Origin of the sequence: Thalassotalea mangrovi (genome assembly GCF_005116735.1) — a bacterium.
In the GTDB taxonomy this organism is placed as follows: domain Bacteria; phylum Pseudomonadota; class Gammaproteobacteria; order Enterobacterales; family Alteromonadaceae; genus Thalassotalea_A; species Thalassotalea_A mangrovi.
On record NZ_SWDB01000017.1, the window covers coordinates 54,228 to 71,011 of the forward strand.

The window sequence follows — 16,784 nt, forward strand, 5'->3', positions numbered from 1 at the left end:
TTGCGAGACACCAAGTTATTCGCCAAATACTTAGCCAATTTTTCGGAGCCAGAAATAGCCTCGTTGGCAGGTTTCCCTGAATCACTGCAATTTAGCCATGTGGTGGTTGTCCCCTCGTATAAGGAAAGCCTGGATTTTGTCACTCGATTCAATTTGCTCAACCCAGGTGAACAAACGGCTTTGCTTATTGCAGTGATTAATCAACCGGATACTGACAGCGTAAAACAACCGCAACAACAACTTGCTGATGATATTAAAGCCTCTGCGACCTGTCTCTGGCAAAACAATAATCTCTCTCTTTTGCAGCTCACTAATGGCGGCTATGTCCTTTTGGTGGATCGTTTCAATCAAGCTATTCCGCATAAACAAGGTGTCGGGCTGGCTCGCAAAATCGGTGCTGATCTCGCTTGTCAGTTGATTGCAACCGGGCAGATTTTGTCTCCATGGATCCGTTCAACCGATGCCGATGCGCATTTACCTGATAATTACTTTGCTGCACTTCCTCAAAGTTGCGTTGATAGCAGCGCCATTATTTTTGATTTCTTTCATCAGAGCGATAATGCGCAGGAAGATGCCGCCAATCGGATTTACGAACAATCGATGCGCTATTATGTGGCGGGATTGCGTTTTGCCGGTAGCCCATACAGTTTTTACACCATAGGCAGTATTCTGGCATTCTCAGCCGAGGCTTACGTCAAAGCCCGGGGATTTCCGAAACGCGCTGCGGGTGAAGACTTTTACTTACTCAATAAAGTTGCCAAACTCGGTAACATAACCAGTCAACCGTCTGTACAAATAAAAATCGATGCCCGAGTATCAGATAGAGTGCCATTTGGAACCGGACCCATGGTACAAAAAATCATCGCCCTGCAAACCGACAACAAAGAGTATTTTTATTATCAACCGCAGGTATTTGTTGAGCTCAAGCGCCTCCTTGATGCGGTAAGCCATTGCAAGGGCAATTTAACTGAACTGATACAGGCATTGGAAAGTTTTAGCGATCTAACTCGTCAGTCATTGACGGACATTGGCTTTTTCACCTTTATTAATAATCCGCAGTTACAGTCGAGCTCTGCGCAACAGGTGAGTAAGCAATTGATGGTCTGGTTCGATGCTTTCAAGACATTAAAGTTTATTCATGCACTTCGCGATAATGGTTTGCCAGATATGCCATTGTCAGAAGCACTGAATAATCCTTTTTTCTCAATACATCCAGAAGATAAGTAACACCCCGTCTCTCGGGTAATCAGGCCCAGCGCCTATTGAACCAGCGCGCCTCCCGAGAACAACTTAACTCACTTCATATTCAGCCCACGTAAGGCACATTATTGAATGATTTATGCTAACTGGAATTAACTGTTTCATATTGTCCGGATTGATCGTTTTTCATTTTCGCTTTGTCAGGATCTGTGCTGTTAGATAGGTTATCTTCAGGCAGTCAGACAAGGAGATTATTTGTGGGATCCAGTCAAGATTGCGTAACACGACAATCGCACAGCCAATGGCTGCAACAATTTGATGACAATCAGGTCATTCAGCAGGTTAGGGCAGGTAACTTGTTGTTTATTGGAGAGCTTTTTAAAAGGGCTAAAAGACTGGAATTCGAAGGTGATCTGTTAATGGCTTGTCATCTGTATCGACAAGGGTATCAATATTTTGATCTCATTTAAGCCAACCTGAGAATTTCTTATCGACAGTAGATTTTAAAATACCGTCTATACTCAATAAAAAACACACGTTTTGATTGAGATAATAACAAATGCAAGGATCACGCTATTTCTTTCCCCAGATTGGGCGCCTACTATCTTTTGTCATTTATTTGGTACTATTGTCAGTTACGTTTGCTACGAGCGTAAAGGCCAGTTCCCAGCTTACCCCAATGCAACAGCGGGCCGATGTGCTCAGTGAGCAGGCACTGGCTCGAAACTCCGTTGTTATTGAAACCGCTTCTATTGATGATCTATTCGCTCTATATGAATTACTGGATTATCACCCGTTAAACTGGCATCACAATAACCTTGCCGTGCCGCGAATCACCTTTTCAAGCCTGTCACCTTCATGGGTCGATGATACCCGCAGACTTCCGGTTTCGGTAAAAAAATCCCTGTTTTATAAGTTAATGATGCCCCTGATTTTGATGTCTAATGAAGCCATTTTACAAGAACGGATGCTGGTTGAATCTGCGGCGCTTACCGATCCTAAACTGCTGGAACTGGCGGTTAAATACCAGATTATTGCCAATAACAAGGTGCAATTTAATGAGGAATTAAGAGCCCGACTATTAACCCGGGTAGATATTATCCCGCCTTCATTAGCATTGGCCCAGGCCGCGGAGGAAAGTGGTTGGGCAACCTCAAGGTTTACGCTGGAAGGGCATGCATATTTTGGTCAGTGGGACTTTTCCGGCAATGGCATGATCCCCAAACAACAACGTAGCGAACTGGGCAATTATGGACTGGCACGTTTCACCAGCCCGTTGGCATCGGTTCGTGGCTATATGCTGAATTTAAATACGGTCGGTGCCTATCAGGAGTTTCGGGCACTGCGTCAGCAATTAAGAGAGACGGGCCAGGCGATCACCGGTTTAGATCTGGTTGATACGCTGACCGAATATTCTGAACGGGGAGAAGCTTATACCCTCAGCATTCGCGGCCTGATTTCTTATAACGATCTACAATACTTCGATCGCGCTTATCTTGCCGATATGCCAGTAGCGTTCAGTATTGCCCAGGTCGGTCGTTAATTTTTCATCCAGGCTTGTGAAAATCTAATCGTTCTATTATTTAGAGTGTTAATGTCGAAATTAACTAATATTAGTTCGAATAAATTGATTTATTATATCTCCTATTGCTGCATAACGCATATCACATAGGAGAAAGATGATGACTACCACAAGCATTTCAACCGATTCAGCACATGCCGCAACTGACAGTACACTGTTTCAGTTCGCCGCACCGTTAGGACGATTTTTACTGGCGTTAATGTTTTTAGTGGCAGGGTTAAATAAAATTGGCCAATATCAGGGAACCCAGGCATTTATGGAGAGCGTTGGTGTTCCCGGGTTGTTGTTACCATTGGTGATTGCCTTAGAGGTTGTTGGCGCCCTGTTGCTAATTATTGGCTTTAAAACCCGACTGGTGGCAATAGCATTGTTTGCATTTACGCTGATCGCCAATGTGTTATTTCATGCTAACTTCGCCGATCAGATGCAAATGTTATTGTTTATGAAAAACACTTCGGTCATGGGCGGCTTATTAATGGTATTTGCCCTGGGGGCCGGCGCATATTCTTTGGACAATCGCCAATAAATTTACAAGGTAATCAACGAGTCTTATGGTCAGGTGTTGGTTCTTGCAACCCTTGCATTTTGCAGACCTGACCCATTCCCCAGGTTAGATTTTCTAAATAACCGGAATAGCAAAATCATCTGGGTATCAGCACAAAGAGAAGGAACAGAAAATGGGCTTATTAGTCGATGGCAAGTGGCAAGACCAATGGTACGATACCAAGTCAACCGGTGGAAAGTTTGTTCGCAAAGAATCGGCGTTTCGTAACTGGGTAACGGCCGATGGTGGAACCGGACCCAATGGCGAAAAGGGCTTTAAAGCCGAAAAAGGTCGCTATCACTTGTATGTTTCCCTGGCCTGCCCGTGGGCGCACCGAACCTTGATATTTCGCAAATTAAAGGGACTGGAATCGATGATTTCGGTGTCGGTGGTCCATTACCTGATGAAGGAGAATGGCTGGACATTCGCTGAGCAGGAAAATAACGACAATCCGGACTGGGTCGACATCAAGGATCATATAAACGACAAGGAATTTTTGCATCAGGTCTACACCCAGGCGGATCCCAATTATTCGGGAAGGGTTACGGTGCCGGTATTATGGGACAAAGAAACGAACACCATTGTCTCGAATGAATCTTCGGAAATTATCCGTATGTTTAACCGGGCGTTCGATTCTCTGGGAGCTAAGCCCTGGGATTTTTATCCTGAAAAACTTCAGGATGAGATTGATGCGATGAACGATTTTGTCTATCCCAATATCAACAACGGTGTTTACCGGGCTGGATTCGCAACCAGCCAGTCCGCTTATGAGGAAGCGGTCAGTGAATTGTTCTCGGCCCTGGACAGCATCGAAAATCGCCTCGGCAAACAACGCTATCTGGTCAGCGACTTGATTACCGAAGCCGACTGGAGATTGTTTACTACCTTGATCCGCTTTGACGCGGTCTATGTCGGGCATTTTAAGTGTAATTTACGTCGTATTGCCGATTACCCAAATATTTCCGGGTACCTGCGGGAGCTCTACCAGGTGAAGGGGGTTGCCGAAACCGTCAATATGACTCATATCAAGCACCATTATTATGAGAGTCATGACATGATCAATCCCACCGGTGTCGTTCCTAAAGGGCCAATTCTGGATTTTTCAGAACCCCATTATCGAGGCCATTAGTCCAAGCCAGGTATTTTGACGATAGATGACGGGCTGGGTATTTAATTAAATACCCGGTTCGTCGTCTATACTTTTGGGATCGAAAGAACTTATATTCCCAGGGGTTAAAGTGCGAAGATTAAATTACGGTTACCTGGCGGTTGTATCGACACTGTTACTTGTCGCTTGTGGGCAGAGTGATGATCCAGAGCTACAATCAACCACCAACGACAGTTCGTCGGCGTTGGTGAAAGAGGATGCAGGCACTTCAATGTCAGCTTCTGGCAAGCAGGCGTATTTTGGCAACCTGCACGTGCATACGTCCTGGTCCTTTGATGGCTATACCAATGGTAGCCCGACCTCTCCCGATGATGCCTATCGCTGGGCCAAGGGTGAAGCGATTCCTGCCACCAAAAAGGGAGGAATGATGAAAATCAAACGTCCCCTGGACTGGTATGCGGTATCGGATCATGCCGAATACATGGGGGTGTTTAAAAACATGGAAGATCCCGATAGCCCATTTAGTAAACTGGAAATCGCCAAAGATATTACCTCAGACGATTCTGCCGTCGCGTTTGAAGCATTTGCCCGGGTGCTCGATGATATGAACCGAGGAAAATCGGATCCACAGCTTAGCGATCCTGAGTTATCCAAATCCATTTGGCAGGATATTATCAACATTGCCGAGCAACATTATCAGCCGGGTAGTTTTACCACCTTTCCGGCATTTGAATGGACATCGGCACCGGATAATCGAAACCTGCATCGCGTTGTTATCTTTAATGGCAAACAAGGTATTCCAGAACTACCATTTTCAACTTTGGATTCAAACAAGCCCGAAGATTTATGGAAATATATGAATACTGCTAGAAGCAATGGCGCAAATCTGCTAGCTGTTCCCCACAATGGTAATGCCAGTGACGGTTTGATGTTTCAGTTAACCGATTCTTACGGCAATGAAATCAGTAAAGAATATTCCGAAAACCGGATCAAAAACGAACCCTTGTATGAAATCAGCCAGATCAAAGGCACATCGGAGACCCATCCCGATTTATCGCCAAATGATGAGTTTGCCGACTTTGAGCTTTGGGATTACACCCTGTCAGCCATTACCGAGCGGCCGACAAAACGTCAGGGCAGTTATTTGCGACAAGCCTATCTCGATGGCCTGAAGTTTGATATGAATAACCAGGGTAATCCATTTAAATATGGGGTAATCGGCGACTCGGATACCCACAATGCGGCTTCATCGGTGGAAGAAGATAACTATACTGGCAAGTTTGCCGGCGAATTTAACCGCGAGCACCGTTTAAATGGGATTCCGGGTTATGAGGAAGCCTCAAAGCAGCAGATACGTGAGTTTAGCTCCGGTGGCCTGGCGGGTGTCTGGGCGACAGAAAATACCCGTGATGCCATTTTTACGGCGATGCGAAACAAGGAAACCTTTGGCACCTCAGGTACCCGCATGCAGGTCAGGTTTTTTGCGTCATTTAATTATGATGACGACATCCTGGAAAATAATGGCTGGGAGAGTGTCGTCTATGAGCAGGGCGTTGCAATGGGAGGAGAATTATCCGGCATGGCCAGTGGTTCACCAGTATTCGTGATTCAGGCGATGAAGGAAGCCAATGGGGCTAACCTGGACCGGGTGCAAGTGATCAAAGGTTGGGTAGACGGTAATGGTAATACGCAGGAAAAAATCTATGACGTTGCCTTATCGGACAATCGCACTGATGGTTCGCAAATGCTGAAGTCTACGGTGGATATCAGCACCGGACGTTACACTAATGACATCGGTGCCAGTTCATTCCTGTTAACCTGGAAGGATCCTGAGTTCGATGCGTCACAGCACGCCTTTTATTATGTGCGAGCACTGGAAATTCCAACACCGAGATGGTCAACCCTAGATGCCATTGCTCTTGGTCAGGATCCAAGGGATGACTTACCGGTAACCATTCAGGAACGGGCCTGGAGCAGTCCTATCTGGTATAGCGGCCAGTAATACCACTCCACATTAATTACTGATCACTCAGCAAAAAAACGGCTTGCAATGCAAGCCGTTTTTTATCGATAGATTCGGTGTTACTTAGAACTGCATTTCCGGGATCTCGCCGTTAACGACAAGCTCACCTTCGGTCAGTTGCTGGATTTCTTCAACGCTGACGCCAGGAGCGCGCTCAAGCAAGTGGAACTTACCGTCTTTGATTTCGATAAACGCCAAATCGGTGAGTACTTTCTTGATGCAGCCTTTACCGGTTAGTGGCAGGGTACATTTGTTCAGCAGTTTCGACACGCCGTGCTTTGACGCATGGGTCATAGTCACGATAATGTTGTCCGCGCCAGCAACCAAATCCATCGCACCGCCCATGCCTTTGATAAGCTTGCCTGGGATCATATATGAGGCGATGTTGCCTTCTACATCAACTTCAAAGGCACCCAATACGGTTAAATCAACATGACCACCACGGATCATCGCGAACGACTCGGCGCTGTCGAATAAGGAGGCACCTGCCGTCATGGTAACCGTTTGTTTACCGGCATTAATTAAGTCGGCATCGACTTCTTCTTCGGTTGGAAAGCGGCCCATTCCCAATAAACCATTTTCCGACTGCAACATAACTTCAATACCTTCAGGTACGTAGTTAGCCACCAGGGTCGGGATACCAATACCCAGGTTCACGTAATAACCGTCTTTTAATTCCTGAGCCACACGTTGAGCGATTTGTTCTCTTGATAACGCCATGATTATGCTCCTTGCTCTGACTGGTTAGAAGGCCTTACCGTGCGTTGTTCGATAATTTTCTCAAAATCACCTTTGATTAATCGATCGACGTAGATACCGCTTAAATGAATTTCATCGGGATCAAGCTCGCCTGGTTCAACGATTTCTTCTACTTCCACGACGGTGATTTTACCGGCTGTGGCGGCTAATGGATTAAAGTTTCTCGCGGTCTTACGAAACACCAGGTTGCCATAAGTATCTGCTTTGTAGGCTTTAACCAAAGCAAAATCACCGGTTACCGATTCTTCCAGAATGTATTTTTTGCCGTTAAATTCACGAACTTCTTTACCTTCGGCGACTGGCGTACCGTAGCCGGTTGCGGTGTAAAAGGCTGGAATACCAGCACCGCCGGCGCGCATTTTCTCCGCTAGTGTGCCTTGTGGGGTTAATTCCACTTCCAGTTCACCGCTCATCATCTGGCTTTCAAAGTTATCGTTTTCGCCAACATAAGAAGCAACCATCTTCTTGATCTGTTTATCGAATAATAAGATGCCCAGGCCGTGTTCTGTGGTACCACAATTATTAGATACCACGGTGAGACCGGTTGTACCGCGACGTTTAATTTCCTTAATCAGATTTTCCGGGTTGCCGCATAGACCAAAGCCGCCGACAATTAACGTCATATTATCTTCCAGGCCAGCTAACGCTTCCTGGTATGAATTTACGACCTTGTTAAAACCTGCCATAAAAACTCCTGTGTATCCCCGATGATTCGGGTGTCATTATTAAATGATGTTGGTATGCACCATGAAAAAATACCAACATGTCGATTATCTGGAATGATAATGTATCAAAGAATTGCCGAACTCAACGGCTTATAGTTCGAAAGTGGGATTGGCAGGCGAATTTACGGAAAACAAAGTTTACAAAACCTGAACCCCGAGGGGGAGGTGACGGAGGTTGTCTAAGGGTGACTAAAGGTGACAACGGTACTCTAGGGTTGACAACAAAGGCATGTGGTTTTTTCTGAGGCCTGAGGCCTGAGGCCTGAAACCTGATACCCGAAATCTGAAACGCGAACCTAAATTTTCATTGAAAATTTCCCGTCATCCTCACGTAAGTGGGGATCTCTTGCTAGCAGCCGAGTCGAGATACCCTGTCGTAGCAGGGTATGACGGAAATAATGGTGTGCCTTGCTTGAAATTGCAGCTAAAGATGCCTTTATCTAGGCGCAAAATCTTTGATTTTGCATGCTAGGAACATAGTGTGCCAGGAGCTGACTTGTCAGCGTGCTCGTAGCTTAACGCAAAAGCCGTTCACGATCCGAAACCTGAAACGAGAACCTAAATTTTCATTGAAAATTTCCCGTCATCCTCACGTAAGTGGGGATCTCTTGTTAGCAGCCGAGTCAAGATACCCTGTCGTAGCAGGGTATGACGAACAAAGGCTTTTGGCTTTTCTTCCACCATTCGAATTAATTGATTTCGAATAGACACCTAAGCAGAATTTTGGCGGTTTAAATTTTGCTTTGTCACCCTAACGTTGCGTTTGTCGCGACGTTTGTCTCTCAAGCTGACGCGCAAGACCGCTGAGCAGTAGTGTTTTGTTGTCCATTTTTAAATACACCAACCGCAGCTGGCGTTGCGCCGGGCATTGGCGTCTGCCGTCAATCAGGTGTATGGTTGCGCCATTAGAATTCTTATAAAAGGTAATAGTCGATGAAAATTTGCTTAACCGACGAGCAACAAATGATTCAGGATATGGCAATGAAGTTTGCCCAATCAGAACTGGCGCCGGTTGCCGCCCAGTTAGATGCAAAACCTGATGAAGACTTGTTTAACGCCAATCTCGCCAAGCTGGCAGAACTTGGATTTATGGGACTTAACATTGATGGTGAATACGGCGGTGTAGAGGCCGGTACCGTGGCATTTTCATTGGCGATTACCGAACTGGCCAAAGCCTGTGCCGCAACGGCAGTGACAACCTCGGTGACCAACATGGTGGCAGAAGTAATTCAGGCCGTTGGTGACGAAGAACAAAAACAAACCTATCTGCCAAAGATTTGCTCGGGTGAGTTTTTAGCGGGTGGATTTTGCTTAACCGAACCATCGGCAGGCTCCGATCCGTCAGCAATGAAGACTACGGCCACAAGAGACGGTGATGACTACATTTTAAATGGCAGCAAGATTTACATTACCAGTGGCTCCATTGCCGGGGTATTTGTGGTTTGGGCGGTAACGGACGCAGCGGCCCCGAAAGGTAAAGGCATTTCCTGCTTCCTTGTTGATGCTGACAGTCCGGGACTCACCATCAGTAAACCAGAAGATAAAATGGGGCAAAAGGCGTCTCCCACCAATGAAGTTCATTTTGAAAATTGCCGGGTACCTGCAAGCAACCTGCTTGGTCAGGAAAACAAGGGCTATGCCATCGCCGTATCCGAGTTAGCTGGTGGTCGCATTGGGATTGGCTCTCTGGCGCTTGGCGTTGGCCTGGCGGCACTGGATTATGCGAAAGATTTTATTCAGGAACGGCATCAGTTTGGTCAGTCACTGGCAAAGTTCCAGGGGTTACAATGGATGCTTGCCGACCGCTACACAGAGATGGAAGCGGCGCGCATGTTATTGATGCAGGCGGCAAGCCTGAAAGAGCAGGGGCTAAGCTTTGCGACGCAGGCATCAATGGCGAAACTGTTTGCTAGTGAAAAAGCCAATAAAGCCTGTTACGATGCGTTGCAAATGCTGGGCGGTGCCGGATACATCAAGGAATACCCATTAGAAAGGTATGCCCGTGATGTTCGCATCACTTCAATTTATGAAGGAACCAGCGAAATCCAGCGCTTAATTATTGCCAGAGATGTATTACGCTAATCGAAGGGTAGAAGGATCCAAAATGTCTGTAGAAGTGATTGTTGCCGATTATAAAAACCCGCAACATTGTAAAGATTTAATCTTTTTGTTGAACGCCTATGCCGAAGATCCGATGGGTGGCAATGAGCCCTTGACGGATTATGTTCGGGAAAACTTGTGTGAAAAACTTGCTGAACAAACCAACACCTTAACCTTGTTGGCATATGTCGATAATAAGCCTGCAGCGATTTGCAACTGTGTGTTCGGTTTCTCTACCTTTAAAGCCAAACCACTGCTAAATATTCATGATATTGCCGTGCTACCGGAGTTCCGTGGTCAGAAGCTAAGCCATCAACTATTGACTCGCGCTGAGTCAATTGCCAAGCAAAAGGGTTGCTGCAAGTTGACGTTAGAAGTGTTGCAAGGCAACCAGGTTGCCAGACAAAGCTATACCAAGTTTGGATTTTCCGGATACGAATTAGATCCGCAATTAGGTCAGGCAGAGTTTTGGGAAAAAGCCTTGTAAGAAAGGGCGATACCTAACCGACAGGGGCCAAAGCCTTTGGCCCCTGTGATTCACAAAAATCAATAATAGCTAGAATGAGATCGAACGCCGGCCAGAAGTGGACTGTTTCGATTTGGATTTTTCAGAGCTTTTTGCTTTGGAGCCCTTATCGGCGCTGCGGGTCTTATTTTGCTTCGCCCGGTGTTTGCCTGTCTTTGAGGCATGATTATCGTCTGTCTGCAACAAAGCTACTGGCTCAGCAGTTTGTTCAAGCTTATCCAGCAAGCGAATCTGCAAAAACTCACCATTAAATTCCACCAGATCATCCTGATAAATTTTCTTGCGTTTTTGCTGGCACAATTCTCCATTTACACCCACGTAGCCATCTGCGATCAACATTTTCGCTTCACCGCCGCCGCCAACTAAATTGGCGATCTTTAACAGCTTATAAAGCTCCAGCGGTTCCGTATGAACGTCGATGGTTTGTATATCGCTTTCATCCAATTCAATAAAGTCTGACAATGTCGGTTCCTTGCAATCCAGGGTAAGGTGCTAAGTTTAACACAGAGCCAGGGTTTACCGGAACCGTCGTTGAAAGGGACGCACCCCTGATTCCGAAATTAACCGGAATAACTGCCGGGGTGCTATTATCGATTACCAGGGGAGTATAAACGATAATAAACTTCGAACTGAATTACTCAGGCGCGTCTTCAAATGTTACTTCATAAATGACGCGATCATTGGCCGCTAAGTCGGTAATGCTGGCGCCATCAAGTTTCTCATTCATATAATCGGCTGTGTTAGTTGCACCACGGTTGGCGGCGAAAGTAATCACGTCTTCACCATTACAAACCAGGCCTAAGGCAACCGTTTTCGCTTTCAGGTTATATTCATCAAGAGTCTTGCGAAGCTTAAATGTACTGTCAGTCAGGGCTGCTCGACAAGTATCAATCAGAGCGGTCTCCATGTAGCTGCTATAAGCACCTTGTGCATTGACACTAAACGCTGTTAATGAAGCGATAAGACCAGTTGTTGCGATTACTTTTAAAGTTTTCATGGTTTTCTTCCTTAGTTGCTTTACACACAACAGATTGTAAAGAAGTTGTTAATGGGTAACACCTATATAGATGGCACATTAACGGTAAAAAGTTGCTAATGGTTTTTGACGGGATGTAACAAGTTATTTCAGTGATATATCAGCTGCTCTATATCGAGTATTTGCTTAACGTATTGTGGTTGTTGGTTTTTTGAACAATCTGTCAGGGGGGAGTAAAGGGCCTTTACAAATACTCTTTTACATTCACCCACACTTTATTACGACTTTTTTCGTGTAGTGGAGCACGAATTTTAAAAGTCGACTCGTTAACTGGAACAACAGGGCGTCTTGCACCTTCAATGGTTTACCTATATTGACGATGCTGGCGGGGTATTGGGTATTAATCAGGCAAATTTATATTTTCAAAATTTAATTGCTGTAAATTTCGGCAAACAAACGTAATTTCGGAAATTATTGAAACTTTGTGTTGACAGGTTTTTGCCGATCCCTATAATACGCAACCACACAGACGGACGGTTAGCTCAGTTGGGAGAGCACCGCCCTTACAAGGCGGGGGTCACTGGTTCGAGCCCAGTACCGTCCACCATGATTTCATGGTCTGTTTGTGAATGTCTTAAATGGACGGTTAGCTCAGTTGGGAGAGCACCGCCCTTACAAGGCGGGGGTCACTGGTTCGAGCCCAGTACCGTCCACCATTTAAGCATTACCACTTAAGATTTTCTTAAGGCATCTCCCTGGACGGTTAGCTCAGTTGGGAGAGCACCGCCCTTACAAGGCGGGGGTCACTGGTTCGAGCCCAGTACCGTCCACCATCATCTTCGGATGATTCAATATTAACGTGCTTGATGCACGGCATCTCCCTGGACGGTTAGCTCAGTTGGGAGAGCACCGCCCTTACAAGGCGGGGGTCACTGGTTCGAGCCCAGTACCGTCCACCATGCTCATCGTAGATGAGAGCCATAAGCTGTAAGCTGTAAGCTGTAAGTATAAAGACGTCTTACTCGAAGTGATGTTTTCTATCGCGTACCCGAAATAATCTTCGATTATGTACCCGAAGTGACGTTTTTGTCGCGTCCTCGGAACAACCTTTGGTTGTGTACTCTCAGGAAAAATGTTCAGTTCATCGAAGATGAGAGCGGTAAGTTACAAGACTTAAATATCTCTACTTTTTGGGCTCTTATCGTGTTAATTGTTGATCATGGCACTTAGATTTACTTTCGATTACTAATCAGTAAATTACATAGTGAATGTGGCGGATACCGATGTCTGCTGTAAGCGAGCTACGGTTTTTCAATCTAATCATCAAACTCTGTGCGATAGACCCGACTGAAAATGTAGCTCGATTAACTGCAGCAGCGCAGAGAAATGTTTTTATCACTCAAATATTAAAAATTCATACAAGCTTCAATAGACAAGCCTAATTCATCAGCGACAAATACTCCCAAAGCCTCCATACTATCGTCCGCGATAACACCTGCTTCGTAGAGTGCTCGCGCTAAATTACGAAGCCCTAATCTGGGAGTAGGCTGTTCTGCGCTATGCTTCCCCATTTCTCCTGTTTGTGCAAAAACTTTACTAGCCTGACCCCAACAAGCCTGTTGAGGGTTTTTAGGTTTCGAAGCAGCGGTAAGCGGTAATGCTAAAAGTGCCGTAAATGTAAGAGTGGTAGCTAATTTATTCATTAAATCGTTCCTCAGATTTTAGCAAATGTCTTATGTGCAATGTGAAGCTTAATCATTGAGTTAAAAATATAGACCACCAAGAGGAAGAATGTTGATTCAATACAGTGTATCTCTATTAATGAACTAAAAGTGGCTAGGTTGTTAGGTTAGACAGATACCGCATTTGCTATAAAAGACTAAACACAGTAGCCTGAGAGAATTAAAGAGGGCTGCAAAGAGCGAACAACGTCCGTTGATGTTTTGTAAAATTCTTCTTTGTTAGCTTCTGAACTATAAGCTTTCCTCCATATTCAGGAAAATGAGCAATTTGCGCATTTTTGTCCTTATACCACTCATCAAACTATCAATTATTTTCTTACCTAGCAGAAACTTAGTAAATTTGATAAAAACGTAGTAATCAGAAAAGTGAGCAAGGTTTGTGCAGAAAAATACGCAACTTGCACACTATTAAATTGGCAGTAGCTACAAGGAAAGTTGAGAGTGATTTGGAATCCATTTAGAAAAAAAACAATTGATCCCGATAGAAATATTGTAGATAAGTTGGCTAATGACCTCCAAGACAAAGGCCAAATCGATAAACTTGAAGATGGCCTTTTACAAATTAAAAAAGATCCTCTCAATGAGAAAGAGACTGAGTCTTGGCATCATTTATATGGAATATGTGCTTTTCAAAGAGGTGAGCATGAGTTGGCCTCAGATAGGTTCAAAGAGGGACTTGATGCTTGCCCTGAAAGTAGTCAGATCAGATTTTCTTTAGCTCAAGAATATATATTTCTCGGACTGCCCGACAAAGCCTTTCCCTTGTTCGATGAATGTCTATTTCCCAAAGTGTCTCGTGAATTTACATTGGCGATGAGTAGGTATGCTTATCTTTTTTCAGAATATGAGAGAGGCATTAAGTATTTAAATAGATTTTTCGAAATATATAAGGAAGTAAAAATATTAGATGATCACTTTTTATATGTACGCGGGTTGCCATTTTTTGGTACTGCCTGGTCTCACTTAGCTGCACATTGCATTTTATCAGATAATAAAGAAACCCTTAAGTCTGTAACCTCGGACATAAGTAGCTGCTGCCATGATTATGATTTTGATTTTTTGAAAACAGAGCTTGCAGCAATTCTTGATAATGACTTTAGAAAAATGATAGAGCTTTTACACTCTAGGCAAGATGGGATAAGAAAATATAATGGATCAACTTCATATAATGATTTTAAAATTGCTTTGTTCGAATCTTTTTCATCGAAAACCTTTCAGGAGGCATTGGATAAAATTAATTCCGTTGAGCTTTCGAACAACGATTTCCCATGGCTTGAAGATATTCGTACGCTAGCAAAAGCTGAAGCAGCTCACAGATTTAATCATGATAGTGAAAGAGAATTGGTTGGCTCATTCTTGGATAATCAGTCAATGCTTTTTGAACCAGATCATGCTGTATCATTTGGTCTTTTGGGATATCAAGAAGTTATCAAGCCACACGTAGAAATAGTAGCTGCTAACAAATCATTGCGGCCGACAAGCCACTGAATGCGGCGTTATATGTCTATGAAAACCGTTACATCTTTACCAAACGAAATTATTCAGAACGCTGAAAGTTTCATGTACAGGCAAAAACGATACTTTTTAAACCCTGCCTTTTACTCCTTTATTATTCTTGCGAGCGAATTCTTCTTGGGATTGTGGGCTTATCTGCTAATTGCAACTTATCTTTCATATCTGTTTTTTATCTCAAAAACATCCAAAATAATTTGGCAAGGCAATAAAACTCTCTGGTTTTTGGTTAACTTCTCTATGGTGGGTTTCAGTGTTGGGGCAAAACTGTTATTGCAATTTGATTTAAATAGTTGGTTTATTCATGAGTATGGTTACATTCATGGGGATAGTCTTATTTGGTTTTTCCTTTTCATTTTGTTTATACCCTATCTAGCCGCTAGCCTTATAACACTAGAGAAATTGGAGCATTATTATTATAAATTTCACGGCTACGATTATGTTGGCCCCACAGAAAGTGGAATAGACAAATAACAAAAGACTATGGCGTTACACGCCTCTAAACCAACGTATATTAGCAATTGCTAACGGGCAGTTAGTGGCTGCGGATTCAACTGGTGAGTGCAACGCTATCCTTAAACTCATTTGACGTTAATAGATTGAAAAGGTTAATGTCTCTAACGAGCGACAAGCGGAAGTGAATATGGACATCGTAGCTTTTACAATAACTTGGTTGATATTCGCGGCTATACCGACGCTAATAGTCCTTGTACCTTCGTTTTTTATCCTTAAGTTCAAAAAGCTAAACAAGCTTTGGCATTACTTAATCGTTTCTTCAATAATAGGATTCCTGGTATTACTCTTCTTGAAACTCACACCATATGTTTTGAGTGGTATTCAAGTGCAGTATATTTCCAACGCACAAGTCGTCGCTAATGGACACATCACAGCCGATGGCTACCTGTATTACGCAACTCGCTCATTATTTGGGGCAATTATGTCTGGCTTAATAGGCTTTGTTTGGTGGTTTTTTCTTATTAAAAAACGCTGCTAATAAAATACTACTATGATCAAAATTTCACAGATTTGACGTTAACGTGTTGAAAAGGTTAATGTCTCTAACGAGCGATCTAGAGTCGTTCAGCAAGACTATCATTGAAAACACTTCATCAGTAAAAGAAGAAAAACTATCAACTAAAAATATGAAATTATTACTTTCTAAAAGCATATTATCAAAGTTGATGCTCATGCTCAGTGGCTTAGGAATATCAATTACTTCTCTAATTCTTGCGAAGTTGTATGTGTTTGAAAATCAAATCGAGACATTTAAACCTTCTCCATACCCTAATAATCACGAGTTAAATGTGGATGTTTTGGTAGCTCAGGTTAATGAGTTTAAAAGCCTCATGGATACTAAAGACAAACTATACGTGACAATGCAATCACATGTTGAAATGGCTTTATTGCTCTCATGTGTTTTATTCAATGTGTTCCTTATATTTTTTATTATCCAGATATTCAAAGTTAGGGCATCCAACTAATTGAAAAGGTTAATGCCTCTAACGAGCGATTTAGAGTCATTCAATCGCACCAAATCATGTCTGGATTCAATGCTTGAACTTCTATTCCTACGCAGCTAAAGATATGTGCTTTTAGATTTTGAAGTTCTCTTTTGCAAAGGATGTATTTTTCAGATTGTAAAACTGACTTAGGGAGAAATAATTGGTAATGATGGAGGTTTTAGTTTACACCCTTATTGCGCTCTTTTTTTTATCGCTAGTAGCGATAACAGTTCTTTGTTTAATACTCGGTATTTTATCGTTTATATACGACAGAGAACAACACAAGGACTTTTACATTTTAATTATTGTACCTATTTCTCTATACCTTATTTTAACTTACGTGAATGATTATTCACCTCAGACTAGGTTACCCAAGTCCACACGTTGGATTGGGTCTAGTCTAAAGTATGAATCGCCACCAATAACTTAGACACTTCTGAGTTGTTCTTGATAGCGTGTTTCATACTCTACTGGAGATAGTAGAT

General features: G+C 43.6%; 15 protein-coding genes and 4 tRNA genes. 14 read left to right on the forward strand and 5 right to left on the reverse strand.

Annotated features, from left to right (window positions below; all coding sequences use genetic code 11):
- From E8M12_RS07765 to E8M12_RS07785, 6 genes are all read left to right on the forward strand, one after another.
- A complete protein-coding gene (locus E8M12_RS07765; protein WP_136735522.1) occupies window positions 1–1,227 on the forward strand; it encodes a hypothetical protein in 1,227 nt (408 codons plus the stop codon).
- A gap of 230 nt (window positions 1,228–1,457) precedes the next feature.
- Window positions 1,458–1,670, forward strand: a complete 213-nt coding sequence (locus E8M12_RS16305) for a hypothetical protein (RefSeq protein WP_169303071.1) — start codon at window positions 1,458–1,460, stop codon at window positions 1,668–1,670.
- A gap of 209 nt (window positions 1,671–1,879) precedes the next feature.
- Entirely contained in the window at window positions 1,880–2,743 is an 864-nt protein-coding gene (locus E8M12_RS07770; RefSeq protein WP_246034056.1) for a glucosaminidase domain-containing protein, read from the forward strand.
- Between the two features lie 136 nt (window positions 2,744–2,879).
- Window positions 2,880–3,308, forward strand: coding sequence for a DoxX family protein (locus E8M12_RS07775; protein ID WP_246034057.1), 429 nt, complete (start codon window positions 2,880–2,882; stop codon window positions 3,306–3,308).
- A 151-nt stretch (window positions 3,309–3,459) separates the two neighbouring features.
- On the forward strand, window positions 3,460–4,455 hold the full coding sequence (locus E8M12_RS07780; RefSeq protein ID WP_136735524.1) for a glutathione S-transferase family protein: 996 nt from the start codon (window positions 3,460–3,462) through the stop codon (window positions 4,453–4,455).
- A 109-nt stretch (window positions 4,456–4,564) separates the two neighbouring features.
- Entirely contained in the window at window positions 4,565–6,436 is a 1,872-nt protein-coding gene (locus E8M12_RS07785; protein ID WP_136735525.1) for a DUF3604 domain-containing protein, read from the forward strand.
- Window positions 6,437–6,520: 84 nt separating this feature from the next.
- Here the strand turns inward: E8M12_RS07785 and E8M12_RS07790 are convergent, their stop codons facing one another.
- Window positions 6,521–7,177: a 3-oxoacid CoA-transferase subunit B gene (locus tag E8M12_RS07790; RefSeq protein WP_136735526.1), complete on the reverse strand. Its 657-nt coding sequence runs from the start codon at window positions 7,175–7,177 to the stop codon at window positions 6,521–6,523.
- A 2-nt stretch (window positions 7,178–7,179) separates the two neighbouring features.
- Complete coding sequence (locus E8M12_RS07795; RefSeq protein WP_136735527.1) at window positions 7,180–7,902, reverse strand: CoA transferase subunit A; 723 nt, start codon at window positions 7,900–7,902, stop codon at window positions 7,180–7,182.
- 972 nt (window positions 7,903–8,874) lie between these two features.
- Here E8M12_RS07795 and E8M12_RS07800 point away from each other — a divergent pair.
- Window positions 8,875–10,023, forward strand: coding sequence for an acyl-CoA dehydrogenase family protein (locus tag E8M12_RS07800; RefSeq protein WP_136735528.1), 1,149 nt, complete (start codon window positions 8,875–8,877; stop codon window positions 10,021–10,023).
- A gap of 22 nt (window positions 10,024–10,045) precedes the next feature.
- Window positions 10,046–10,528: a GNAT family N-acetyltransferase gene (locus E8M12_RS07805; RefSeq protein ID WP_136735529.1), complete on the forward strand. Its 483-nt coding sequence runs from the start codon at window positions 10,046–10,048 to the stop codon at window positions 10,526–10,528.
- A 69-nt stretch (window positions 10,529–10,597) separates the two neighbouring features.
- Here the strand turns inward: E8M12_RS07805 and E8M12_RS07810 are convergent, their stop codons facing one another.
- On the reverse strand, window positions 10,598–11,029 hold the full coding sequence (locus E8M12_RS07810) for an RNA-binding S4 domain-containing protein (protein WP_169303072.1): 432 nt from the start codon (window positions 11,027–11,029) through the stop codon (window positions 10,598–10,600).
- Between the two features lie 172 nt (window positions 11,030–11,201).
- A complete protein-coding gene (locus E8M12_RS07815) occupies window positions 11,202–11,564 on the reverse strand; it encodes a DUF3718 domain-containing protein (RefSeq protein WP_136735531.1) in 363 nt (120 codons plus the stop codon).
- Window positions 11,565–12,074: 510 nt separating this feature from the next.
- Between E8M12_RS07815 and E8M12_RS07820 the strand changes: the two genes are divergently transcribed.
- The 4 genes from E8M12_RS07820 (at window position 12,075) to E8M12_RS07835 (ending at window position 12,502) form a co-directional block, all read left to right on the forward strand.
- Window positions 12,075–12,150, forward strand: a tRNA-Val gene (locus tag E8M12_RS07820).
- Window positions 12,151–12,183: 33 nt separating this feature from the next.
- Window positions 12,184–12,259 (forward strand) — tRNA-Val (locus E8M12_RS07825).
- A 41-nt stretch (window positions 12,260–12,300) separates the two neighbouring features.
- Window positions 12,301–12,376: transfer RNA gene (locus E8M12_RS07830), tRNA-Val, on the forward strand.
- A gap of 50 nt (window positions 12,377–12,426) precedes the next feature.
- Window positions 12,427–12,502: transfer RNA gene (locus E8M12_RS07835), tRNA-Val, on the forward strand.
- 447 nt (window positions 12,503–12,949) lie between these two features.
- Here the strand turns inward: E8M12_RS07835 and E8M12_RS07840 are convergent.
- Window positions 12,950–13,246: a hypothetical protein gene (locus E8M12_RS07840; RefSeq protein WP_136735532.1), complete on the reverse strand. Its 297-nt coding sequence runs from the start codon at window positions 13,244–13,246 to the stop codon at window positions 12,950–12,952.
- A gap of 480 nt (window positions 13,247–13,726) precedes the next feature.
- Between E8M12_RS07840 and E8M12_RS07845 the strand changes: the two genes are divergently transcribed.
- Both E8M12_RS07845 and E8M12_RS07850 read left to right on the forward strand, forming a co-directional pair.
- On the forward strand, window positions 13,727–14,773 hold the full coding sequence (locus tag E8M12_RS07845; RefSeq protein WP_136735533.1) for a tetratricopeptide repeat protein: 1,047 nt from the start codon (window positions 13,727–13,729) through the stop codon (window positions 14,771–14,773).
- Window positions 14,774–14,791: 18 nt separating this feature from the next.
- Window positions 14,792–15,271 carry a hypothetical protein gene (locus E8M12_RS07850; RefSeq protein WP_169303073.1) on the forward strand — a complete coding sequence of 160 codons (480 nt, stop codon included), beginning with the start codon at window positions 14,792–14,794 and terminating at the stop codon, window positions 15,269–15,271.
- Window positions 15,272–16,784 lie beyond the last annotated feature (1,513 nt).